This is a genomic window from Corynebacterium fournieri, from assembly GCF_030408775.1.
Lineage (GTDB): Bacteria > Actinomycetota > Actinomycetes > Mycobacteriales > Mycobacteriaceae > Corynebacterium > Corynebacterium fournieri.
Genome location: NZ_CP047210.1, coordinates 1,789,871 through 1,811,327 on the forward strand (window position 1 = coordinate 1,789,871; position 21,457 = coordinate 1,811,327).

Genomic DNA, 21,457 nt, shown 5'->3' on the forward strand with positions numbered 1-21,457 from the left:
AGCCCGGCAGCCGCGCGCCGGAAGCCCTGAACCGAAAACCTGTGGATAACGTTGTTGCAGCGTCACCGATTAGGGCGGGTTATCCACACCTACTGGGTAGATTCCCGAGAAGAAAAGACAACCGACAGGCCAATGGCGCCGGGTCCGGTGTGGACCGCGAGGACGTCGACAAGCGGCTCGCACATCACCCGCGAGCCCTCCGGCAGCTGGGACTCAAGCGATGACGCCAGCTGGTCAGCCGCCTCCTCGGCGTCCGCGTGCTGGATCGCCGCGAAGACCGGCTGGCCGCCGGCACGCTCCACCACCAGCTCCGTGAGCTTGGCAAACGCCTTCGACTGGGTGCGGGTTTTGCCGGCGAGTTCCAGCTTGCCGTCGTGGATGCGCAAAATCGGCTTGTTGGCCAGAAGCGCCGCGGACAGCACGGCGGTGCCGGTGGGCAGGCGGCCGGACTTGCGCAGGTCGTCGAGCTGGTGCAGGTATACCCACGTCTCGGAGCGGGCGAGTGTGGACTTTGCCATCTCCTCGCACGCGGCCAAATCCCCGCCCTCCTGCGCCACGGTGGCGGCGGCCATGGCGGCCGCGCCGATAGTCATCCCAGCGGCGTCCGTCTCCACCACGCGCACCGTGCCGGGAAACACCCCGGAGGCGGCCACGGCGGCGGACCAGGTGGACGACAGCGCCTTGGACAAGTGCAGCGCCACCACCCCGTCGTCGTCGCCGCGCTCGAGCTGGCGCGCGTAGCAGGCGGCCAGCTCCAACGATGACAGCCCGGAGGTGCCCTTCTCCTCGCCGGTGCCCATCACGTGCATGTCCGCGACCGTGATGTCCAGCTCGCGCACAACCTCAGCGGGCAGGCCGGCGGACGAATCCACCACCACGCGTACCGCCATTTAGTTCAGCCCCCGGTTCCAGGCTTCCAGGAACCAGCGAGTCTCCGTCGGCTCGTCCAACCGCGGCATCGCCACAAGCCGGGCGGTGTTGGCGTTGCCGAGCCCCTTGATCGCCGGGTACTGCGCCACCACGAAGCCGAGCAGCGAGGCGGTCAACGCGGCGATCGTGCCGCCGTGGGAGACCAACAGCACCGCAGAGTTGTCCCACTCGTCGTAGTCGCGCATGAGCTCGTCCACCACTGCACGGGAGCGCTCGGCGACCTGCAGCCGGCTTTCGCCGCGCGGCGGTGCCCACGAGGCGTCCGTGCGCCACACGGCGCGCGCCCCTTCGTGCGCCGAGTCCACTTCGTTGTGGGTTTTGCCCTGCCACTCGCCCAGGTGCGTCTCGCGCAGGCGCTCGTCCACGCCCACAGGCAGCCCCAAATCCGCAGCCACAACCTCCGCCGTGTTTTTCGCGCGCATCAGGTCGGAGGAAACGATCTTGGAAATGCCCAGGTCGAGCAGTTCTTTGGCCGCCGCGTGCGCTTGGTCCACGCCGCGCTGGGACAGCACGGTGTCCAATTGTCCCTGCATACGCGAGGTGGCGTTGTATTCCGTCTCGCCGTGGCGCAGCAGGATTAAGCGTCGTTGCATGCGCAGGGCCTAGTACTCGTCGTCGGCGACAGCCGGGCCCTCGCCCGCCAGGGGCAGGTCCTCGAGCTGCTGGGCCTCGCGCATCTCCGCCTCGTTGCCGAAGGTGGCGGGGCGCTCGTAGGGATCGAGGCCCTCGACCTCGATGGCCGGGCAGTCCGCGTACAGGCGGTCCAGGCCGTAGAACTCGCGCTCCGCGTCGCGCTGGATGTGCACGACGAAGTTGCCGTAGTCCAGCAGCACCCAGCGGTTCTCGCGGTTGCCTTCGCGGCGCTTCGGCTCCACGCCGAGCTCGGTCAGGTCGTCCTCGACCTCCTGGACGATGGCGCCGACCTGGCGTTCATTGTCCGCCGAGACGATGACGAACACGTCGGTGATGGCCATGACGCCTGCGACGTCGATGACGGCGATGTTCTTGCCAAGCTTCTCGTCGGCCGCCTTGGCGGCTACCTTGGCCCGGTCGATGGAGATCTGCGGAGCGGTCAAGTGGGAAACCCTTCGTTGGTTATGCGGACAGACTTCGCCATTGTCCCACGACACAGCCCGGTCGTGCTAGTTAGGCGTAGAGGCGGTTCTTGGCGATGTACTGCACCACCCCGTCCGGCACCAGGTACCACACGGGGCGCCCCTCGGCGGCGCGGGCGCGGCAGTCGGTGGACGAGATGGCCATCGCGGGGATCTCCACCAGGTGCACGCGCCGCTGAATGTCCGCGGGCAGCATGTCCTCGCGCAGCTCGTAGCCCGGGCGGGTCACGCCGACGAACTCCGCGAGCTGGAACATCTCCTCCCAGTCGTGCCAGGACATGATGGAGGCCAGTGCGTCAGCGCCGGTGATGAAGTACAGGTCCTCGTCGGGGAACTGCTCGCGCAGGTCCCGCAGCGTGTCGATGGTGTAGGTCGGACCGTCACGGTCGATGTCCACGCGCGAGACGGAAAACCGCGGGTTTGAGGCGGTGGCGATCACGGTCATCAGGTAGCGGTCTTCCGCCGGGCTGATGGTTTTGCCCGCCTTCTGCCACGGCTGTCCGGTGGGCACGAAGATGACCTCGTCCAGGTTGAACCGGTCTGCCACCTCGCTCGCGGCGACCAGGTGGCCGTGGTGGATCGGGTCGAAGGTGCCACCCATGACTCCGATGCGCCGTGCCCTGTCCAGGGAGGCGGCGTAGTGGTCGCTCATCGGGCTACCTCACCTGCGGCAACGGGATGATGTTCACGTTCTCAATGAACAGCAGGCCGGCGCCAAAGATGAGCGCCAGCAGCGCGCCGACGACGCCGACGGCGGCACCGATGCCCAGCTCGTCCCGGGTATCGTCCGCCCACTTTTTGGGCAGGCCGTCCGAGCCAATGCTCGAGGACTGCGACACCTGCTCCTCCTTGCACACCTGCTTGCCGTTTTTCATTACCGGCAGCGGCTTGCCGTCCGCGCCGTAGATCGGCTTGCCGTCCTCGTCGACCTCCCACTCGCAGGTTTTTTCCACCACCACGCGCTGCGTGGAGTCGCGTTTGATGGTCTGCGCCTGCGCGGGGGCGGCGCACAGCGCGACGGCGCAGGTGGTTGCAGCGGCGGTAGTCCTGATGAGGTGTTTCATTATCCGTAGCGTACCTGATCCACGAACCGGCCAAACGCGTCGGAGACCTGGTTATCCCAGCGCGAGGGCCAGCGGAAGTAGCGCGCGTGGTTGCCGCCAGTGGGCTGAGAAGCCTGCAGCGTCTGCACGGACAGGTCGCACACTGCGTCCTGCGGCAGGCAGTAGTTCACGCGGTTGCGCGTCGCCCCAGCCGTCTTGCTGTTGAACGGCAGCAGGCCCAGCATGCCGCCCGCGCCGCCGCCGGGCACGCCCACGGTGGACCAGTCGCCCGGCGCGGTGTTCGGGTTGCCGAAGTAGACCACGCCGGCGAGCTGGCCGCGGCGGGCGAGCTCACGTTCGTGTTCCAGCAGAATCATCGCGCCCTGCGAGTAGCCGGACAGGATGTACTTCGGGCGGCATCCGGTTGCCGCCTGGTAGTCGTTGATCATCTGCATCACGCCGCCGCGGCCGATCTGCACGGAGTCCAGGAACTGGCTCCCAGCGCGGCGGGCGGTGAGGAACACCGGGCTGGCCCACTGGATAGCCAGGCCGAGCGCCTGCAGCAGCGTGGACGGCACAGCCACCTCGGGCACGTCGTACTCCGGGAAGGTCGCCGGGTAGTAGCGCGGCTCCAGGCCGATGACCTCCACGTCCTTCATCAGAGAGTTGCCGCCGTGGGTGGCGGTGTAGCGGCGCTCCGCGTGCTGCAGGAAGGCGCGGATGGTCTCCGCCTCCCAGCCATTGGAGGTCCACGGTGCGGCCCACGAGTACTTCGTGGGGTAGATCTGGTTGTTCTGGCCGGAGCCGCGCGCGGCGATCACTGCAACGGCCGGGCAGCGGGTTTGCGCCTGGGCTTCTTCAACGGGAGCGACGGGGGTGACAGTGGCCGTGACTGCGGTGGCGACGGCGGTGGCGAGCAGGCCAAAGCGGGCGCGCCAGGAGGTCCGGGATTTTTTCACGCGGATAGACTAGCGCACCTGTCCTGTACCTTCCAGGATCCATTTCGTGGTGGTCAGCTCCGGCAGCGCCATCGGTCCGCGCGCGTGCAATTTCTGGGTGGAGATGCCGATCTCCGCGCCCATGCCGTACTGCTCGCCGTCCGTGAACGCCGTCGACGCGTTGAGTACGACGGCGGCGGCGTCGACCCCGTCGGCGAAACGTCGCAAAGCATCTGCGTCTTGCGCCGCAATCGCTTCCGTGTGGCCGCTGGAATAGCGCGTGATGTGGGCGATTGCGCCCTCGACACCGTCCACGACCGCGCTGGCGATGTCCATGCTGAGGTACTCCTCAGCGAAGTCAGCCTCCGTGGCGGGGGCTACTTCCGCACCAAACGCAGCATGCTTTGCGACGTCTCCGTGCACCACAACCCCCGCCTTCTGCAACGCGGAGACAACCGCTTGCTTGTCGGCGTCCGCGAGGCCTGCGTCTAAAAGCACCGTTTCCGTGGCGTTGCACACGCTGACCCGGCGCGTCTTTCCGTTGAGCAGCATCGCAATCGCCTTGTCCAGGTCCGCGGAGGCGTCGATGTAGAAGTGGCAGTTGCCCGTGCCCGTTTCGATGGTGGGCACGGTCGCGCCGGTGACCACCGCCTCGATCAATCGCGCGCTGCCGCGCGGGATCACCACATCCACCAGCCCGCGGGCGGTGATGAGGTCCTGGACCGAATCGTGCGTCTCGCACGGCAACAGCTGCACCGCCTCGCGCGGCAAACCGTGGGCAGCGAGGGTGTCCTGCAGCACCTCCACCAGCTTCTTGTTGGAGTGCCGCGCCGTTTTGGACCCTCGCAGAAGGGCTACGTTGCCCGACTTCAGGGCCAGCCCGAAGGCGTCGACAGTGACGTTCGGGCGGGCCTCGTAGACCATGCCCATCACACCCAGCGGCACGCGCACCTGCTTCATCTGAATGCCGTTGGGCAGCGTGCGACCGGTGAGCACCTCCCCCACCGGGTCCTGCAGGCTGGCCACCTGGCGCAGGCCGTCGGCGATGCCTTCGATGCGGCCAGCATCTAACGCCAGGCGGTCCAGCACCGACTCCACCAGGCCGGCTTCCCGGCCCGCCTCCAGGTCCTGCTGGTTAACCTGCAGGACCTCGTCTACGCGCTTTGTAAGCGCCTCGGCTGCGCGGTAAAGCACCGCGTCCTTGGCCGGGGTGGGCAGCGCCGCAACCTCGGGCGCCACTTCCTTTGCGCGGCGGGCCTTTGCCAGCACCTCCGCGCGTTCGGCTGCACGATCCAAGTCAGTTTGCTGCGCACTCATGCGGCAATCCTAGCCTCATACACCGGCCTCAGTACCCGGTCTCAGTACCCGGTCTTTACGTCGACCTCGGTGGACATTGTTTCACCGGCCTCGAACAGCTCCCAGTTCTTCGCAGCCAGGCCGCCGATGCGGCGCAGCGTAAACCTCGGGATGTTGGCCACGTGCGGGGTGATCACGCAGTTGTCCAGGTCCCATAGCTCATGGTCAGCGGGCAGCGGCTCGGGCTCTGTGACGTCGAGGCCGGCGCCCCGAAGGGTGCCGCTCCCAAGCGCCTGGGTGAGCGCTTCAGTGTCCACGAGCGGACCGCGCCCCACGTTGACAATCACAGCGCTGTCGCGCATTTTCGCGATCGTCTCCGCGTTGACCATGTGGCGGGTTTCCTCCGTCAACGGGGTGAGCAGGACAAAGTAGTCGTGCTCGGCCCACACCTCGTCGGAAAGCGTGACGGTACGGTCCGCGCCCTCGACAGGGTTGCCGGAACGGTTCACCGCAGTGACCTCCATGCCAAACGGCTCGAGGAAGCGGATCAGCGTTTTGCCGATGCCGCCCGCGCCGATCAGCGCCAGCTTCTTGTTGTCGAAGAGGTACTGCTTCTCTTCGAACAGCTGCGTGTTGTTCCACTGCTCGGTCACGGCTTTAAGGCGGTGTTCGACGGCGAGCAGCAGCGCGAGGGTAGATTCGGCCACGGTGTCGTCGTAAAGCCCTCCAGCGTTGGCGAAGCGCACACCATTTTTCGAGTGCTTGGCAAAGACGTCCTGCAGGTTCTCCACGCCCGCATAGATAATCTGGACCACCTTCACGCTTGCCGGCAGCTCATCCGGGAAGTCCTCCGGGCCGCCGCCGAAGACCACCATGTCCGGGTTGTCCTCGAGGCCGACGTGGGTATGGCCTTTTGCCTCCAGTGCGGCGATCGGCTCGTCTTTGGGCTTGGGCAGGTACGCAAACTTCATGCCCGCCCAGGGTAGCTGCTACAAACGCGAAGCGTAGTTGGACAGGTAGTCCGCGTGGACCACTGCGCGGTGCTGGTGCTGCGGCAGCTCGCTGGTGGGTTTGCCAACCATAGAGGCGAGCTCCGCGGCGTCGTAGGCGACCTCGCCGCGGCCCACCGCCACAGAATCGGGCCCCAAAATCTCCACGATGTCGCCGGCGTGGAACTCTCCCTCTACGCCGGTGATCCCGACTGCGAGCAAACTGGTGCCGCCGCGGGTGACCGCCTCGACGGCGCCTTCGTCCAGGCGCAGGACCCCTTCCGCGTCCGCGGCGTAGAGCGCCCAGAACTTCCAGGCGTTCAGCCTGCTTTCCGGGCGCGTGTGGAACACCGTGCCCACCTGCGCGGCGTCAAGCGCGTCTTCGATCTTCTCGGTGGCGGTGAGCAGCACCGGCACGCCGCCACGGGTGGCAAGGCGCGCCGCCGAGACCTTCGCGGCCATGCCGCCGGTGCCGAAGACTCCCCCGTCGCCGGCCTGCACGCCGTGGAGGTCGTTGCCGGAACGTACTTCGTCGATAAGCTGCGCACCCGGATCAGCCGGGTTCATGTCGTACAGGCCGTCCACGTCCGACAGCAGCACGAGCGCGTCCGCAGAAATCAGCGTGGCCACGATGGCGGAGAGGCGGTCGTTGTCGCCGAAGCGCATCTCGGAGGTGGCCACGGTGTCGTTTTCGTTGACAATCGGCACCGCCCCCATCTGGCGCAGGCGGTCGATCGTGCGCTGCGCGTTGCGGGCGCGCTCGCGCGAACCCGCGTCCGACTGGGTGAGCAGCACCTGGCCGGTGGTGCGGCCGTAACGGGCGAAGGATTCACCCCACGCGCGAGCCAGGTGGATCTGTCCCACCGAAGCGGCCGCCTGCTTCGTAGCCAAATCGCGCGGGCGCGTTTTCAGCCCGAGCGGCGCCATGCCCGCGGCGATAGCGCCGGAAGAGACCACGATGACGTCGCTGCCCCGCGCGATGCGGTGCTCGATGGCGTCTACGATCCGGTCGATCTTCGCCGGATCCAGCTCGCCCACCTCGTTGACCAGGGAGCTTGTGCCCAGTTTCACCACAATACGGCGGGCGGAGGCGATCTGTGCGCGCAGGGAAGTCATAGCCAGTCAGTGTATCGGCCACGCTCCACCGCTTAGCCCCGAGGAGGCCCGGGCGGGGCACTAGCCCTGCCAACGCTCGCGGTCTGCCTCTTCGCCGGTGCCGTAGTCGTACTCGTCGATCAGGCCGCGGCGGGCCTGCGAGGCGCGCTTGCGCTCCGCCGCAGAGGTGCGGTCCGTGCCACCCAGGCGCGCGTCCTGGCCACGGCCGGCCAACGTGGGGTCGCCGCCGATGGAAGGTTCCCAGTCGAAGGAAATCTCGCCGATGGTCACGGTGTCGCCCTCGTGCGCGCCCTGCTTGCGCAGCATCTCCTCCACACCGGCCTTGTTCAGGCGGTCGGACAGGTAGCCCACGGCCTCGTCGTTTTCGAAGTCGGTCTGGCGCACCCAGCGCTCCACCTTCTCGCCGGTGACCAGCCAGCCCTCCGGGTACATCGGGTCGCGCACGACCTCCACACCGGCATCATCGCGGCTGCGACCGACGAAGTTGGGGCGGATGACCTGCGGTTCGTCGGCAGGCATGCTGCGGCGCTTTTTGCGCGAGCGCTTCACAATGTCCCACATGGCCCACTTCAGCTCATCGAGCCCTTCGCGGGTGGCCGTGGAGATCATGAACACCGGCCAGCCGAACTTCTCCTCGATGTCGCCGCGCAAGAACTCCGCGAGCTCCTTCGCCTCCGGCACATCCATCTTGTTCAGCACCACCAGGCGGGGGCGCTCGCGCAGATCGCCCAGGCCCGAATCCATGTCCAACGCGTCAGCGTAGGAGTCCAGTTCGTGCTCGAGCGCCTCAATATCGGAGATCGGGTCGCGCCCAGGCTCCATCGTCGCCACATCAACGATATGGGCCAGCACCGCGGTGCGCTCGATGTGGCGCAAGAAGTCGAGGCCGAGGCCCTTGCCCTCGCTGGCGCCCGGGATCAGGCCCGGCACATCCGCGATGGTGAACGTGTCGTGGCCGACGTTGACCACACCCAGGTTCGGCGCGAGCGTGGTAAACGGGTAGTCCGCGATCTTCGGTTTCGCCGCGGAGAGCACGGAGATCAGCGAGGACTTGCCGGCGGACGGGAACCCCACCAGGCCCACGTCCGCCATCGACTTCAGCTCCAGGATCAGATCGTGCGCCTCCCCCGGCTCGCCTTTGAGTGCGAAGCCGGGCGCTTTGCGCTTCGCCGTGGCCAAGGCGGCGTTGCCCAGGCCGCCGAAACCGCCCTCCGCCGCGATGAAGCGGGTGCCCGGCACCGTCAGGTCCGCCAGCACCTCTCCGTCCTCGCTGCGCACAACCGTGCCCACCGGCACCTCAAGCACCAAGTCCTCTCCGCGGGCGCCGTTGCGCCAGTCACCTGCGCCGTTCGCGCCGCGCTGCGATTTCAGGTGCGGGCGGTACTGGAAGTCCAGAAGGGTGTGCACCTGGGTGGACACTTCGAGGACGATATCGCCGCCGTGCCCGCCGTTGCCGCCGTCCGGGCCGCCGAGCGGCTTGAACTTCTCGCGGTGGACGGAGGCGCAGCCGTGGCCGCCGTCGCCTGCTTGCAGGTGCAGGGTGGCGCGATCAACGAATTGGGCCATGGTGGGTTTGCCGCCTTTCTTTAAGACACGGACGATGATATGCAAAAAGCGCCGTCGGCCCGAATGGACCGGCGGCGCCGTTAACGCGCGGTTACGCGGTGGCGGTTGCCTCTTCGTCGACAACGCCTGCTGCCTCAGCCTGCTCGAGGACCTCGGAAGCGACACCGGCGCCATCGGCCGGGACGATGTTGACGATGCGGCGCTTGCGCTTGATGCCGAACTGGACGGAGCCAGCGGTCAGCGCGAACAGCGTGTCGTCGCCGCCGCGGCCGACGTTGTCGCCCGGGTGGAACTTGGTGCCGCGCTGGCGGACGAGGATCTCGCCGGCCTTGACCTGCTGGCCGCCGAAGCGCTTCACACCGAGGCGCTTGGACTCAGAGTCACGACCGTTCGAGGAGCTGGATGCACCCTTCTTGTGTGCCATTGTTCAAATTCTCCTAGTGGTTACTTGATGCCGGTGATCTTAACGGTGGTCTGCGGCTGGCGGTGGCCCTGGCGAACCTTGTAGCCGGTCTTGTTCTTGTACTTCAGAATGTCGACCTTCTTGCCCTTGCCGTGCTCAACGATCTCCGCTTCCACGGACACCTTGGACAGGGCGTCGGCACCGGAGGTGACGTCTGCGCCATCAACGAGAAGGACCGGGGTGAGTTCGACCTTGTCGCCTGCTTCACCCTCAAGCTTCTCGACCTTGACGAGGTCGCCCTCGGCAACCTTGTACTGCTTGCCGCCGGTCTTGACGATCGCGTACATAGAGGGTTACCCCTTATCTCTACTCGCCCGCCCCCGGCATGCACGGGGGCGGAAATGGAACAGTTTGAGCGCTTCGGGGCCCATCGTGAGCCTGCCGTGCCCGCATGCGTAGGCAACGAGGCGGCACGCCCCGAAACAGCGACTCGGCAAGACTACACCGGCACCTCGCGTTTTTCCAAACCGCGTTAGCTGCTGCGGCGTGCGGCGCGCCTGCGTCCACGTCGCGGGGAAGCTTTTGCTTGACGACGGCGTTCCGTCGCCTTGCCCTCGGAGGCCTCCTCGCGCTGCGGAGAGCTCGCCTTCGCCGTCTGCTCCGCGGATGCGCCGGACTTGCGCACGGCGCGGCGGCGGCGACGCCGTCCTGCGGCCGCAGTCGAAGCGGAGGCCGCAGCCTTCTTCTTCGGCTTGTCGTCGCTTTCCTCAGCGGGCGTGTCGTCGTAGTCCTCGCGGCGCGGGCGGTGGTCCGAGCGGGAGTTGCCGCGGGTGCGGCGCTTGCGGCGCGGAGAGTTGTCGAATTCCTGGACCGCCTCTTCGTAGCTCACCTCAGGCGCGCGTTCCTGCTGTTCCTGTGCTTCCGGCTGCTCCTGCTGCTCTTGCTGCTCCGGCACGTCGGTCTGACGTCCGCGCCCGCGGTTACCGCCGCGGCGTCCGCGCCGGCGCGTGGAGCGGCGGCGGGCCTCGCCGCTTTCCTCTTCGCGGGAATCGTCGCGGGAAACCTCGTCGGAGGCATTTTCCTCGGCGGGTTCCTCACTGAAGATGGAATTGAGCAGGTTGTCCATCTCGTCTTCGTTGAGCGGCTTGTGCTTGGAGCGGCGCGACTTGTGCGGCTGTTGCTCGCGCTCAGCGTCCCTGTCGGCGTGTTTCTTGCCACCCTTATCGGCACCCTTTTCGGAGCTCTTGCCCGCGCCTTTGTCCCTGCCGCGGGCGGTGCGGCGCTCGTCGTCACGCGTGCCGCGCTTGGAGCGCTCGTCCCGGCCGCGCTCGGAGTACGGGTCGTGCTCGACGGGGTCGTCCATGACGATGATGCCGCGGCCTCCGCAGCACTCGCATTCGGTGGAAAACGTCTCGAGCAGGCCGTTGCCCAGGCGCTTGCGCGTCATCTGCACCAGGCCCAGCGAGGTCACCTCGGAGACCTGGTGGCGGGTGCGGTCCCGGCCGAGCGCCTCGTTGAGGCGGCGCAGCACGAGCTCCTGGTTTTCGGGCAGGATCATGTCGATGAAGTCGATGATGATCATGCCGCCGATGTCGCGCAGGCGGATCTGACGCACGATTTCCTCGGCCGCCTCCAGGTTGTTGGAGGTCACCGTCTCCTCCAGCGAGCCGCCGGAGCCGGTGAACTTGCCGGTGTTGACGTCGATGACGGTCATCGCCTCGGTGCGGTCGATCACCAGGGTGCCGCCGGAGGGCAGCCACACGGTGCGCGACAGCGCCTTCTGCAGCTGCTCGTCGATGCGGTGGACCTCGAAGGCGTCCTTGCCGTCGTGTGCGGCGCGGTCGAACTTTTCCAGCCGGTCCAGCAGGTCGGGCGCAACGGACTGCACGTAGGCGTGCACCGTGTTCCACGGCTTGCGGCCGTCCACGATCAAGGAGGTGAAGTCCTCGTTGAACAGGTCGCGCACGACCTTGACCAGGATGTTCGGCTCCTCATACAAGGTCACCGGCTTCGCGCCCTTGGAGTGCTTCTCCTTCTCGGCCTGTTCCTGGATGGCGGTCCACTGGTTGTGCAGGCGGTTCACGTCCGCCGCGATGGCTTCTTCCGGCACGTTCTCGGCCGCGGTGCGGATGATCGCGCCGCCCTTGCCGGGCACGACGTTGTTCAGGATCTCCTTGAGGCGCTTGCGCTCCGGCGCCGGCAGCTTGCGCGAGATGCCCGCACTGCGCCCACCCGGCACGTACACCAGGTAGCGGCCAGCAAGCGAGATCTGCGTGGTCAGACGCGCACCCTTGTGGCCGACCGGGTCTTTGGTCACCTGCACCAGCACCTGGTCGCCCGACTTGAGGGCCTGCTCGATGCGGCGCGAGCGCCCGCCCAACCCAGCGGCCTTCCAATCCACTTCGCTGGCGTAGAGCACGCCGTTTCGGCCCTGCCCGATGTCGATGAAGGCAGCCTCCATGCTGGACAGCACGTTTTGCACGCGGCCCAAATAGATGTTGCCGATCATGGAGGACTGGCTTTCCGCGGTGACGAAGTGCTCCACGAGCAGCCCGTCTTCGAGCACGCCAACCTGGGTGATCCTGCCGTGGCCGTCGTGGCGGTCGCGCTCGCGCACCACCATGTGGCGCTCCACGGACTCGCGGCGCGCCAAGAACTCGGCCTGGCTGACAATGCGGGAGCGCTTGCGCTGCTCTTCACGCTTTTCACTGCGGCGGCGACGCTGCGCCTCGAGGCGGGAAGATCCCTTGATCGCCTTGGGCTCCTCGATGACCTCGGGGGTGTGCGTATCAACGTCCTCCGGTTCCTCCCCCTGCTCAACTTCCGCCGCCTCAGGTTGCGTCGGCGCTGCCGAGCGGGTGGCGCGGCGACGCTTGCGCTCCGGGGCCTTGAACAGCGGCGCGCGGTTGCTGGTCTCCTCCGGCACCGGGGTGACGTCCGGTTCGACGTCGGTGAGGGGATCTTCGCTTTCCGTCTCGCGCAGGTCCGCCTCGACCTTTTCTTCGATCTGGTGGATTTCGTTTTCCACGTCCTTGCGCACGCGCTGGCGGATCTTCTCGTCCGCGGCGTCCGCGGCGGCGGATGCCTCGTCGGCGGCGGGTGCGGCGGCGGTGTTCGCCAGCGCGTCGAGAAGCTGCTCCGCCTCGGCGCGCGTCAGCGTCGATTGCGCCACCTTGACCACGCCCAGTTCAGACAGCGCCACCACGAGTTCCTTCGAGGGCACGCCGAGGGCTTTCGCCAGCGCGAACACGCGGGTCTTGTCTGCAAGCTGGGAACGGTCGAACGCCGCGTAGGGGTTCTTTTCTTGCGCGTCGTCCTTTGCTGGGGATGCCTTGTGACCAGCCAAAGTGCGTCACTCTCCAATTTTGCTCAGCCGCACCGCGCTGGGGTGGGCCGGGCGCTGGCAATATCGGTGCCGAAGCAGCCGCGCGGCGAACCCCGCAGTGCGGGACTTGTAAAAGTTTCCTGGCACCGCGTCGCGGCGCCTGCGGTGCCTATTGTGGCACAGCGCAGCACGCTACGGGGAGCGAGGTTTAGGTCCCCGCCAGCCGCAGCAAGTCCGCCACCGCCGCCACCGGCGCGTTGTGGTGGTGCTCCGTGACTGCGGTGCCCACCACAATCTGCAGCACGCGCGAGGCGTTGAGCTGCTCCACCCCTGCGCGCTGCAGCAGCTCGGCGATCATCTCTTTAAGCTCGACGAGGTCGCGCTCCATAGCCTCGCCCACTTCGGAGTTTTCGCGTTGCGCCTCAATGAACGCGGAAATCACGGCGCGCGCCCGCCCCGTAAGCCCGCACGCGACCACGTCGACGGTCACCTCCGCCAAGTGGACCGGGTCGGTCAGGTCGGATCCGTCCGCCACTGCACGCTCAAACGCGGCGCGGCGCCCTTCCACGAGTCGCTCGAAGCAGGTGGCCACCAGCTTGTCGCGGGTGGAGTAGTAGTAGCCGATCGAGCCCACCGGAACCCCCGCCAGCGACGCAACTTGGCGGTGGGTCACGCCCTTCAGCCCCTCCGACAGCAGCAAGTTAGTCGCCGCATCCAGGATTGCAGAGCGCTTTTCCACCGCTCGTGCCTGTTCGCTGCGGGTTGCCACTTCTGAGCACCTTTCTTACTTGCCGTTTACATGCAAATCTATTTATACAATAACCCGCGGAGCCGTTTGACATTCCCCCGCTGTAGCCGTGAAAAAACCGCAGCCGGTTGGCTGCGGTGTTGTGCTCGGTGGCGTTTAGAGGTTGGGGAACCAGATGCCAATCTCGCGCTCGGCGGACTCCGGCGAGTCGGAGCCGTGGACGACATTTTCTGCCACGGACAGGGCGAAGTCGCCGCGGATGGTGCCCGGGGTGGCCTTGGACACCGGGTCGGTGCCGCCGGCGAGCTGGCGCCATGCCTCGATGGCGCGCTCGCCCTCGACGATGCCGGCGACCAGCGGTGCGGAGGTGATGAAGTCCACCAGCTCGCCGAAGAACGGCTTGTCCTTGTGCTCTGCGTAGTGCTTCTCGGCGGTCTCGCGGTCGGCGGTGCGCAGGTCCAGCTCCACCAGCTTGAGGCCCTTGCGCTCGATGCGGGAGATGATGTCGCCAACGTGGCCGTTTGCAACACCGTCGGGCTTGATCAGGATCAAAGTACGTTCAGTCATAGCCCAAAATCTTACCCCAAAGTCCTATTTATGCCTCGCGTACGATGCGCGCCGCGTCCTCCGGGTTGGTGCCGCGAAACCACAGCTGCACCTGCTGCACCGCGAGCTGGAAATTGCCCTCGGACTTCATGCGCTGGACGGTGGCCCGCTGCTCGGAATCGAGCTCGGGCTCCACCTCTTCACGCAGCTTGTATTGCTCGTAGAAGCCGAGCAAGAGAAACAGCCCGCCGGCCAGGATCGCCACAGTGCCGACCCATCCGGGCAGCGTGGTGTAGACGGCGGCGACTGCGACGACGGAAAACACGGCCGCTAGGACAAAGCTCACGATGCGCATGGGCAATACCGTAGCCTTATGGGCCATGGTGCATAGCAGTCCGCTGCCGGATATCGCACTGCCCGGCACAACCCTCGACCGCATGGTCCCGTACGACTCGGCGCTGCCCGCGCTCACGGAATTGGACACCGGGCGCAGCGTCACCTACGCCAAGCTTGGCGCGCTCGTCGGCGCCGCCGCAGCCCGCCTGGCCGGCCGCGGGGTGGGCCCCGGCTGCGTGGTGGAGGTGCGCCTGCCCAACTCCATCGACTTTGTGGTGGCACTGCTCGCCGTCGCCCGCACGGGTGCCACGGTGTGCCTTCTCGGGCACATGCTTATCGACGACGAAGCGTCCCGCCTGCGCACCCTCTCCGGCGTCACCCACCGCATCGCACCCGGCGACCTCGCCCCGGGCAACGCGCATTTCGCCTCGGCAGCGGTGCCGGACGCGGTGGCCGTCATCCCGTTTTCCTCCGGCACCACGGGCCTGCCCAAGGGCGTGGAGCTGACGCACCGCTCGATTGCCGCCAACGCCGCCCAGTTCAACGCCGCCCTTGCAGCAAGCGGCATCGGCGAGGGCACGCGCGTGGCCGCTCCCCTGCCCTTTTCGCACATCTACGGGCTGAACACGCTGCTGCTGTCCTCGCTGGCGGCGCGGCGCCATGTGTTCACGGCCGCGCGCTTCGATCTGGCCGCGTTTTCCCGTGCCCACCGCGTCCACGGCATCGAGCTGAGCTTCATCGCCCCGCCGATCGCGCTGGCGCTGGCCAACTCCCCCGATCTCGACCCGGCGGACTTCGCCGACACCGCCCACATGGTCTGCGGTGCGGCACCGCTCGATGAGGCGCTAGCCCGCCGGGTGGAGCAGCGCCTGGACACGGTCGTGCTGCAGGGCTACGGCACCACCGAATCCTCGCCGGTGACGCACGTGGGCATCGCCGGCAAATCCAACCCGGGCACCATCGGCTTCGCCCTGCCCAACACGCGTTTCCGGGTGGTGGACCTGGACACCGGCGCCGAGCTGCCCGACGGCGAGGACGGCGAGCTGCAGGTCGCGGGCCCCCAACTCATGCGCGGCTACTTAGACGACGCGGAAGCCACCCGCGCCGCGCTTTCGGACGGCTGGCTGCGCACCGGCGACATCGCGCGCGTGAACCCGGACGAGACCGTCACCGTTGTCGACCGGGCCAAAGACGTGTTTAAGTACCACGGGTTCCAGATCGCCCCCGCCGAGCTGGAGGCGGTCTTGCTCACCCACCCGCTCATCAGCGACGCGGCTGTCGCGCAGCGGGGCGGGGTACCGAAGGCATTCGTCGTCAAGCGGGAAGGCTTGGACGAAGACGCCGTCATGGCGTGGGTGGCCGAGCGTGTCACCGCCTACAAAAAAGTGCGCGAGGTCGCGTTCGTCGACGCGATCCCGCGCAACGCGGCAGGCAAGATTCTGCGCAAAGACCTCTAAGTGCCCAAATGCTGGGTGGTGAGGTAGCCGCCGCGCATGCGCTGCAGGATCTCAGAGCGCATGCGGATGACGAAGTACCAGACAACGCCGAAGATGATGCCCACCGCGGTGACCGACCAGTGGATGAAAAATCCTGCGATGAGCGGGATCTGCAGCGCCAGGTCGATCCACAGGGCGGCCGGTTTTTTCTGGAAGAACGCCATGACCACGTGCGCCAGGCCGATGACGGTGATGTAGACCCAGTTGAAGGTGGTCCAGTGCGCGCCGTCGTCGACTTTGAGGATCACGGTGAGGATGAGCAGCACCGTGATCGCCTCCATGATCAGCGTGCCGGCAAGCACACCGGTCAAACCCGACATCGGGTCTTTAACGGGCTGCTTGCCGGGGCCGAGCGGGCCCATCTGCTGTGTGCGGCGTGTCATTGCGGGTCCTTTCCAAACATTGCGCGCGCCTCGCCGGCGGTGACCACCGAGCCGGTGATCAAGACTCCGGAGCCGGACTGCACGCCCACCTCGGCGAGCGCCTCTTCCGCCAGCTCCACGGCCAGCTCGTAGGCCGACGGGAGGTGCTCGGAGACGTGGACGCGCTCGTCGCCGAAGATCTCGCGGGCGGTATCGGCCAGCTCGTAGGCGTCGGTGGCGCGCGGTGAGGTGTTCTGGGTGATCACGACTTCGGTGAGCACCGGCTCGAGTGCCTCCATGATCCCGCGCGCGTCCTTGTCGCCCAAAATGCCCAGCACGCCGATCAGGCGGGTGAAGTCGAAGTCGCGCTCCAACGCCGCGGCCAGCGCCTTTGCGCCGTGCGGGTTGTGAGTAGCGTCGATGAACGTCGTCGGGGTGGCGCGCACGCGCTCCAAGCGCCCCGGCGAGGTGGTGGCGGCGAATCCTTCGCGCACCGTGTCCGCGTCCAGCGTGCGCTCGGACGAGGCGCCCAAAAACGCCTCCACCGCCGCCAACGCCACGGACGCGTTATGCGCCTGGTGCGGGCCGGACAGCGGGAGGAACACCTCCGGGTACTCGCCGGACAGGCCCTTCAGCGTGAGCGTCTGCCCGCCCACGGCCACCTCGGAGGCGGCCACGCCGAACTCCTGGCCGAAGCGGGCCACCGGCGCGCCGATTTCCACGGTGCGCTCCAGGATCACGCGCATCGCGTCCGGGTCCTGCTGGCCGATCACGGCCACGGCATCCGCGCTGCGGATAATCCCGGCCTTCTCGCCGGCGATCTCCCCGATCGTGTCGCCCAGGTAGTCGGTGTGGTCGAGACCGACCGGCATGATCACGTCCACGTCGGCGTCGACCACGTTGGTCGCGTCCCAGCGCCCGCCCATGCCGACTTCGACTACGGCGACATCCACCGGCGCGTCGGCGAACGCCGCGAACGCGAGGCCGACCATGACCTCGAAGTAGCTCATGGGCACGCCAGTGCGCTCGTCCACCATCTGGATGTAGGGCTCGATCTCGCGGTAGATGCGCACGAAATCGGCCGGATGGATCGGCTCGCCGTCGATGCCGATGCGCTCGGTGACCGACTGCAGGTGCGGGCTGGTCGTGCGGCCCACGCGGTTGCCGAACGAGCGCAACAGCGACTCCACCATCCGCACCGTGGACGTTTTGCCGTTGGTGCCGGCGATGTGGATGACCTTGAAGGACTTCTGCGGCTCGCCGAGAAAGTCCATGAGCAGCTCGATGCGCTCCAGCGACGGATCGATGTCCGTCTCCGGCCAGCGGGCGGTGAGCTCCGCTTCCACCTGCGCGAGCGCGACCAGGTCGGCCTCGCTCACGCCGCGCGGGGCGAGCTGGTCGTCCTCGCGGCCCTCCCCCGGCGCGCCGAGGTTGAGCGTCAGGCCCGCGTCGTTCTGCTGGATGTCGTACTGCTCGGGCAGCTCCGGCAGCTCAAAATCGTCTTGCGCCACTTACGCCTCCGGCAGCTGTTCCAGACGTGCGGTGACGCGCTCGAACTCCTCCTGCGCCACCTGCTGGCGGACCTTGATCTTCTCCACGACCTGCTCCGGCGCGTTGGCCAGGAACTGCTCGTTGGACAGCTTCGCGCCGGTGGTGTCCAGCTCCTTCTGCGCCGCGGCGAGCTCCTTTTCCAGGCGCTTGCGCTCGGCGGCGACGTCCACGGTGCCAGACGTGTCCAGCGCGACGTCGAGGTTGGCCTTGCTCAGGCGCATCTCAATGCTTGCCGACGGCTCAAAGTCCTCGCCCGGCTGCTCAACCCTGGCGATCTGGCGAACCACGTCCTCCAGCTCCGACAGGTCCGCGGAGGCGAAGTCCACGCGCGCGGGCACCTTCTGCGAAGGCTTGACGCCCTGGTCGGAGCGGAAGCGGCGCAGCTCGGTGATGAGCTTGATGGCATCTTCCACGCGGGTGCGGGCCTGTGCGTCGGTGTCCGCGCCGCCGTTGGTGTCTTGGGCCGTCGGCCAGGCGGCGACGGTGATGGTCTCCTCGCCGGTGAGCGCCTTCCACAGCACCTCGGTGACAAACGGCATGGTTGGGTGCAGCAGGCGCAGCATGACGTCGAGAACGCGGCCGAGCACGATCTTGGTGATTTCTCCCCGCTCCTTCTCCTCCGACGTCGCTTCAGCGACGTCGGAGGAGAAGGAGCGGGGGATCTGGGTCTTGGCAATCTCGAGGTACCAGTCGCACAGCTCGTCCCACGCGAAGTGGTAGAGCGCCTCGTTGGCCTTGGCAAACTGGTAGTCGTCAAGGTAGGCGTCCACCTTGGCGCGCACCTCTTCGGCGCGGTCTAAGATCCAGCGGTCGGCGTCCGTCAGCTCCTCGCGGGCCGGCAGCTCGCCGACGTGCGCGCCGTTCATCAGCGCGAACTTGGTGGCGTTGAACAGCTTGGTGGCGAAGTTGCGGGCGGCGGTGGCGTGGTCTTCGCCGATGGGCAGGTCCACGCCCGGGTTCGCGCCACGGGCCAGGGCGAAGCGCAGCGCGTCCGCGCCGTAGCGCTCCACCCAGTCCATCGGGTCGATGCCGTTGCCCAGCGACTTGGACATCTTGCGGCCCTTTTCGTCGCGCACCAGGCCGTGCAGGTACAGGTGCTCGAACGGGACTTGAGGCCTCCGCTCCGCTCCGGCCCCAAGGACTTCAGGAGTGTTCTTGCCGGCGAAGGTGCCGAACATCATCATGCGCGCCACCCAGAAAAACAGGATGTCGTAGGCGGTGACCAGCACCGTGGTCGGGTAGAACTTCTCCAGCTCCGGGGTCTTTTCCGGCCAGCCCATGGTGGAAAACGGCCACAGCGCGGAAGAGAACCAGGTGTCCAGCACGTCCGGGTCCTGCTCATAGCCTGCCGGCGGCTGCTCGTCCGGGCCGACGCAGACCACGTCGCGCTCGCCGTTCTCGTCGGCCGGGCCGTACCAGATCGGGATGCGGTGGCCCCACCACAGCTGGCGCGAGATGGTCCAGTCGTGCATGTTGTCCACCCAGTCGAAGTAGCGCTTCTCCATTGACTCCGGGTGGATGACGGTATCGCCCGAACGCACCGCCTCGCCGGACATCTTCGCCAGCTCGTCGACCTTGACAAACCACTGCAGCGACAGGCGCGGCTCGATCGGCTCGCCGGAGCGTTCCGAGTGGCCCACGGAGTGCACGTAGGGGCGCACCTCCTTGACAATGCGGCCCTGCTGCGAAAGCGCCTCGCGCACGGCCACGCGGGCGTCTTCGCGGGTCATGCCGTCGAACTCGGTGCCGGTATCGGCGATGCGGCCCTTTTCGTCCATGACGATCGGCATGTCCAGGTTGTGGCGCAGGCCCATCTCGTAGTCGTTCGGGTCGTGCGCCGGGGTGATCTTCACCGCGCCGGTGCCCAGCTCCATGTCCACGTAGTCGTCGGCGATGACCTTGACTTCCATGCCTTCGCGCAGCGGGTGCTCGAAGACCTCGCCGATCAGGTGGGCATAGCGCTCGTCGTCCGGGTGGACGGCGATCGCCACGTCGCCCAGCATCGTCTCCACGCGCGTGGTGGCCACCACCAGGTGCGGCTCGTCGTCGTTGAGCGAGCCATAGCGGATGGACACGAACTCGCCGTCGACATCCTTGTACACCACCTCGATGTCGGAGACGGCGGTCTCCAACACCGGCGACCAGTTCACCAGGCGGTAATCGCGGTAAATCAGGCCCTGGTCGTACAGCTGCTTGAAGATGGTCTGCACGGCGCGCGACAGCCCGTCGTCAAGCGTGAAGCGCTCACGCGACCAGTCCACCGAGTCGCCGATCGCACGCATCTGCGTGGTGATCGTGCCGCCGTACTGCTCCTTCCACTCCCAGACGCGGTCGATGAACTCCTCGCGCCCGTAGTCGTAGCGGTCCTTGCCCTCTTCCGCCTTGAGCTTCGCCTCCACCTTGGTCTGGGTGGCAATGCCGGCGTGGTCCATGCCCGGCAGCCACAGCACCTCGTAGCCCTGCATGCGCTTGCGGCGCACCAGGGAATCCATCAGCGTGTGGTCGAGCGCGTGGCCCATGTGCAGCTGGCCGGTCACGTTCGGCGGCGGCAGCATAATCGAGTACGCGGGCTTGTCCGAGTGGGGATCCGCCGTGAAATAACCGGCGTCCACCCAACCTTCGTACAGGTCGCGTTCGTGGTCGCCAGGCTCCCACGACTTGGGCAGTTCGTTCGCGCGGTTCAGATCGTTCTCAGTCACGCGCCCTATCTTAACCAGCGCGCTAGAACAGCTTGTCGGCGATGGCGGCTTCTGCGCGCAGGGCCGCGATGTTGCTGTCGAGTCGCGCCCTTTGGTCGTCGTCAAGCGACAGCCCCTCGACGACGTGCCAGGTGCCGTCGCTGGTGGCCGGGAAGCCGAAGATGAGGCCCTCGTCCACGCCGTACTCGCCTGACGACGGCAACGCTACCGTCGCCCACCGCCCGGACGTGCCCTGGACCCAGTCGCGCATGTGGTCCACCGACGCCGAGGCGGCAGACGCCGCAGACGACTTGCCGCGCACCTCGATGATCTCCGCGCCGCGCTTGGCCACGCGCGGGATGAACGTTTTGGTGTACCAGTCGCGGTCCACCTCCACCGGCGCGCCGTCCGCCGTCGCATTCGCGATGTCGGGGAACTGGGCATCCGAGTGGTTGCCCCACACCACCAGGCGCTCAATGCTTCTCGACGCCACCCCAAGGCGGTCCGCAAGCATCGACTGCGCCCGGTTGTGGTCCAGGCGCATCAACGCGTTGAAGCGGTCGGCCGGCACGTCCGGGGCTGCCTTGGCGGCAATGTAGGCGTTGGTGTTGGCCGGGTTGCCCACCACCAGCACGCGGATGCCGTCGGCGGCGCCATTGTTGATAGCCTCGCCCTGGCGCCTGAAGATCTGGCCGTTGGCAACGAGCATGTCCGAGCGGGACTCGCCCTTGCCGCGCGGCTTCGCGCCCACCAGGAAGGCGGCCTCTGCCCCATCGAAGGCTTTGGCGGCATCGTCGGTGACCTCGATGTTGCCCACCAGCGGCAGCGCGGAGTCCGACAGCTCCATGGCGGTGCCCTCGGCGGCGCGCACGGCATCGGGGATTTCCAGCAGGGTCAGATCCACCGTCTCTTCGCCGAAGACCTCGCCGGCGGCGATGCGCCACAGCAGGGAGTAGGCGATGTTGCCGGCGGCGCCGGTCACCACAATTTTGGCCATAGGTTTCGCTCCTTCGCGGTTC

Annotated in this window: 21 protein-coding genes; 1 reads left to right on the forward strand and 20 read right to left on the reverse strand. The window is 67.1% G+C overall.

Annotated features, from left to right (window positions below):
* Positions 1-89: 89 nt before the first annotated feature.
* From CFOUR_RS08580 to CFOUR_RS08655, 16 genes are all read right to left on the reverse strand, one after another.
* Positions 90-890 carry a DegV family protein gene (locus CFOUR_RS08580; protein WP_085956695.1) on the reverse strand — a complete coding sequence of 267 codons (801 nt, stop codon included), beginning with the start codon at positions 888-890 and terminating at the stop codon, positions 90-92.
* Positions 891-1,523 (reverse strand): histidine phosphatase family protein, encoded by a 633-nt coding sequence (locus CFOUR_RS08585; protein ID WP_085956696.1) that lies wholly within the window; start codon positions 1,521-1,523, stop codon positions 891-893.
* A gap of 9 nt (positions 1,524-1,532) precedes the next feature.
* On the reverse strand, positions 1,533-2,006 hold the full coding sequence (gene rsfS, locus CFOUR_RS08590) for a ribosome silencing factor (protein WP_085956697.1): 474 nt from the start codon (positions 2,004-2,006) through the stop codon (positions 1,533-1,535).
* A gap of 70 nt (positions 2,007-2,076) precedes the next feature.
* The gene (gene nadD / locus CFOUR_RS08595; protein ID WP_085956698.1) at positions 2,077-2,697 is read right to left on the reverse strand and encodes a nicotinate-nucleotide adenylyltransferase; all 621 of its coding nucleotides are present in this window, start codon (positions 2,695-2,697) and stop codon (positions 2,077-2,079) included.
* A gap of 4 nt (positions 2,698-2,701) precedes the next feature.
* Complete coding sequence (locus CFOUR_RS08600) at positions 2,702-3,109, reverse strand: hypothetical protein (RefSeq protein ID WP_085956699.1); 408 nt, start codon at positions 3,107-3,109, stop codon at positions 2,702-2,704.
* A complete protein-coding gene (locus CFOUR_RS08605) occupies positions 3,109-4,047 on the reverse strand; it encodes a cutinase family protein (RefSeq protein WP_085956701.1) in 939 nt (312 codons plus the stop codon). The genes CFOUR_RS08600 and CFOUR_RS08605 overlap by 1 nt, the downstream gene beginning before the upstream one ends.
* A gap of 9 nt (positions 4,048-4,056) precedes the next feature.
* Positions 4,057-5,343, reverse strand: coding sequence for a glutamate-5-semialdehyde dehydrogenase (locus tag CFOUR_RS08610; protein WP_085956702.1), 1,287 nt, complete (start codon positions 5,341-5,343; stop codon positions 4,057-4,059).
* Between the two features lie 41 nt (positions 5,344-5,384).
* On the reverse strand, positions 5,385-6,293 hold the full coding sequence (locus CFOUR_RS08615) for a D-isomer specific 2-hydroxyacid dehydrogenase family protein (protein WP_085956703.1): 909 nt from the start codon (positions 6,291-6,293) through the stop codon (positions 5,385-5,387).
* Positions 6,294-6,311: 18 nt separating this feature from the next.
* Positions 6,312-7,427, reverse strand: coding sequence for a glutamate 5-kinase (gene proB, locus CFOUR_RS08620; protein WP_290179168.1), 1,116 nt, complete (start codon positions 7,425-7,427; stop codon positions 6,312-6,314).
* 60 nt (positions 7,428-7,487) lie between these two features.
* Positions 7,488-8,993, reverse strand: a complete 1,506-nt coding sequence (gene obgE, locus CFOUR_RS08625) for a GTPase ObgE (protein ID WP_290179170.1) — start codon at positions 8,991-8,993, stop codon at positions 7,488-7,490.
* A 91-nt stretch (positions 8,994-9,084) separates the two neighbouring features.
* Positions 9,085-9,417 carry a 50S ribosomal protein L27 gene (rpmA, locus tag CFOUR_RS08630; RefSeq protein WP_085956706.1) on the reverse strand — a complete coding sequence of 111 codons (333 nt, stop codon included), beginning with the start codon at positions 9,415-9,417 and terminating at the stop codon, positions 9,085-9,087.
* Between the two features lie 20 nt (positions 9,418-9,437).
* Complete coding sequence (rplU, locus tag CFOUR_RS08635) at positions 9,438-9,743, reverse strand: 50S ribosomal protein L21 (protein WP_085956707.1); 306 nt, start codon at positions 9,741-9,743, stop codon at positions 9,438-9,440.
* 185 nt (positions 9,744-9,928) lie between these two features.
* Positions 9,929-12,646 carry a translation initiation factor IF-2 N-terminal domain-containing protein gene (locus tag CFOUR_RS08640; protein ID WP_290180272.1) on the reverse strand — a complete coding sequence of 906 codons (2,718 nt, stop codon included), beginning with the start codon at positions 12,644-12,646 and terminating at the stop codon, positions 9,929-9,931.
* A 283-nt stretch (positions 12,647-12,929) separates the two neighbouring features.
* Positions 12,930-13,490: a TetR/AcrR family transcriptional regulator gene (locus CFOUR_RS08645; protein WP_085956710.1), complete on the reverse strand. Its 561-nt coding sequence runs from the start codon at positions 13,488-13,490 to the stop codon at positions 12,930-12,932.
* Positions 13,491-13,625: 135 nt separating this feature from the next.
* On the reverse strand, positions 13,626-14,036 hold the full coding sequence (gene ndk, locus CFOUR_RS08650; RefSeq protein ID WP_070473709.1) for a nucleoside-diphosphate kinase: 411 nt from the start codon (positions 14,034-14,036) through the stop codon (positions 13,626-13,628).
* Between the two features lie 28 nt (positions 14,037-14,064).
* On the reverse strand, positions 14,065-14,370 hold the full coding sequence (locus CFOUR_RS08655; protein WP_085956708.1) for a hypothetical protein: 306 nt from the start codon (positions 14,368-14,370) through the stop codon (positions 14,065-14,067).
* Positions 14,371-14,395: 25 nt separating this feature from the next.
* On the opposite strand from CFOUR_RS08655, the gene CFOUR_RS08660 reads away from it, so the two are divergent.
* Positions 14,396-15,808, forward strand: a complete 1,413-nt coding sequence (locus tag CFOUR_RS08660) for an AMP-binding protein (RefSeq protein ID WP_290179175.1) — start codon at positions 14,396-14,398, stop codon at positions 15,806-15,808.
* Here the strand turns inward: CFOUR_RS08660 and CFOUR_RS08665 are convergent.
* The 4 genes from CFOUR_RS08665 to CFOUR_RS08680 are packed head-to-tail and all read right to left on the reverse strand — an operon-like array spanning position 15,805 to position 21,435.
* Positions 15,805-16,230 (reverse strand): DUF4233 domain-containing protein, encoded by a 426-nt coding sequence (locus CFOUR_RS08665; protein ID WP_085956712.1) that lies wholly within the window; start codon positions 16,228-16,230, stop codon positions 15,805-15,807. The genes CFOUR_RS08660 and CFOUR_RS08665 overlap by 4 nt on opposite strands.
* Positions 16,227-17,720: a bifunctional tetrahydrofolate synthase/dihydrofolate synthase gene (gene folC / locus CFOUR_RS08670; protein ID WP_085956713.1), complete on the reverse strand. Its 1,494-nt coding sequence runs from the start codon at positions 17,718-17,720 to the stop codon at positions 16,227-16,229. The genes CFOUR_RS08665 and folC overlap by 4 nt, the downstream gene beginning before the upstream one ends.
* A complete protein-coding gene (locus CFOUR_RS08675) occupies positions 17,721-20,468 on the reverse strand; it encodes a valine--tRNA ligase (RefSeq protein ID WP_230471871.1) in 2,748 nt (915 codons plus the stop codon).
* A 13-nt stretch (positions 20,469-20,481) separates the two neighbouring features.
* A complete protein-coding gene (locus CFOUR_RS08680; protein ID WP_085956714.1) occupies positions 20,482-21,435 on the reverse strand; it encodes a malate dehydrogenase in 954 nt (317 codons plus the stop codon).
* Between the last annotated feature and the right edge of the window lie 22 nt (positions 21,436-21,457).

What these genes read in the sequence shown, in the direction of transcription:
- CFOUR_RS08655 (WP_085956708.1), bottom strand. Translation starts at nt 14,370, where the DNA reads ATGCGCATCGTGAGCTTTGTCCTAGCGGCCGTGTTTTCCGTCGTCGCA.
- rpmA (WP_085956706.1), bottom strand. Translation starts at nt 9,417, where the DNA reads ATGGCACACAAGAAGGGTGCATCCAGCTCCTCGAACGGTCGTGACTCT.
- CFOUR_RS08680 (WP_085956714.1), bottom strand. Translation starts at nt 21,435, where the DNA reads ATGGCCAAAATTGTGGTGACCGGCGCCGCCGGCAACATCGCCTACTCC.
- ndk (WP_070473709.1), bottom strand. Translation starts at nt 14,036, where the DNA reads ATGACTGAACGTACTTTGATCCTGATCAAGCCCGACGGTGTTGCAAAC.
- CFOUR_RS08660 (WP_290179175.1), top strand. Translation starts at nt 14,396, where the DNA reads ATGGTGCATAGCAGTCCGCTGCCGGATATCGCACTGCCCGGCACAACC.
- obgE (WP_290179170.1), bottom strand. Translation starts at nt 8,993, where the DNA reads ATGGCCCAATTCGTTGATCGCGCCACCCTGCACCTGCAAGCAGGCGAC.
- CFOUR_RS08610 (WP_085956702.1), bottom strand. Translation starts at nt 5,343, where the DNA reads ATGAGTGCGCAGCAAACTGACTTGGATCGTGCAGCCGAACGCGCGGAG.
- rplU (WP_085956707.1), bottom strand. Translation starts at nt 9,743, where the DNA reads ATGTACGCGATCGTCAAGACCGGCGGCAAGCAGTACAAGGTTGCCGAG.
- proB (WP_290179168.1), bottom strand. Translation starts at nt 7,427, where the DNA reads ATGACTTCCCTGCGCGCACAGATCGCCTCCGCCCGCCGTATTGTGGTG.
- CFOUR_RS08665 (WP_085956712.1), bottom strand. Translation starts at nt 16,230, where the DNA reads ATGACACGCCGCACACAGCAGATGGGCCCGCTCGGCCCCGGCAAGCAG.
- CFOUR_RS08585 (WP_085956696.1), bottom strand. Translation starts at nt 1,523, where the DNA reads ATGCAACGACGCTTAATCCTGCTGCGCCACGGCGAGACGGAATACAAC.
- nadD (WP_085956698.1), bottom strand. Translation starts at nt 2,697, where the DNA reads ATGAGCGACCACTACGCCGCCTCCCTGGACAGGGCACGGCGCATCGGA.
- CFOUR_RS08580 (WP_085956695.1), bottom strand. Translation starts at nt 890, where the DNA reads ATGGCGGTACGCGTGGTGGTGGATTCGTCCGCCGGCCTGCCCGCTGAG.
- CFOUR_RS08600 (WP_085956699.1), bottom strand. Translation starts at nt 3,109, where the DNA reads ATGAAACACCTCATCAGGACTACCGCCGCTGCAACCACCTGCGCCGTC.
- CFOUR_RS08615 (WP_085956703.1), bottom strand. Translation starts at nt 6,293, where the DNA reads ATGAAGTTTGCGTACCTGCCCAAGCCCAAAGACGAGCCGATCGCCGCA.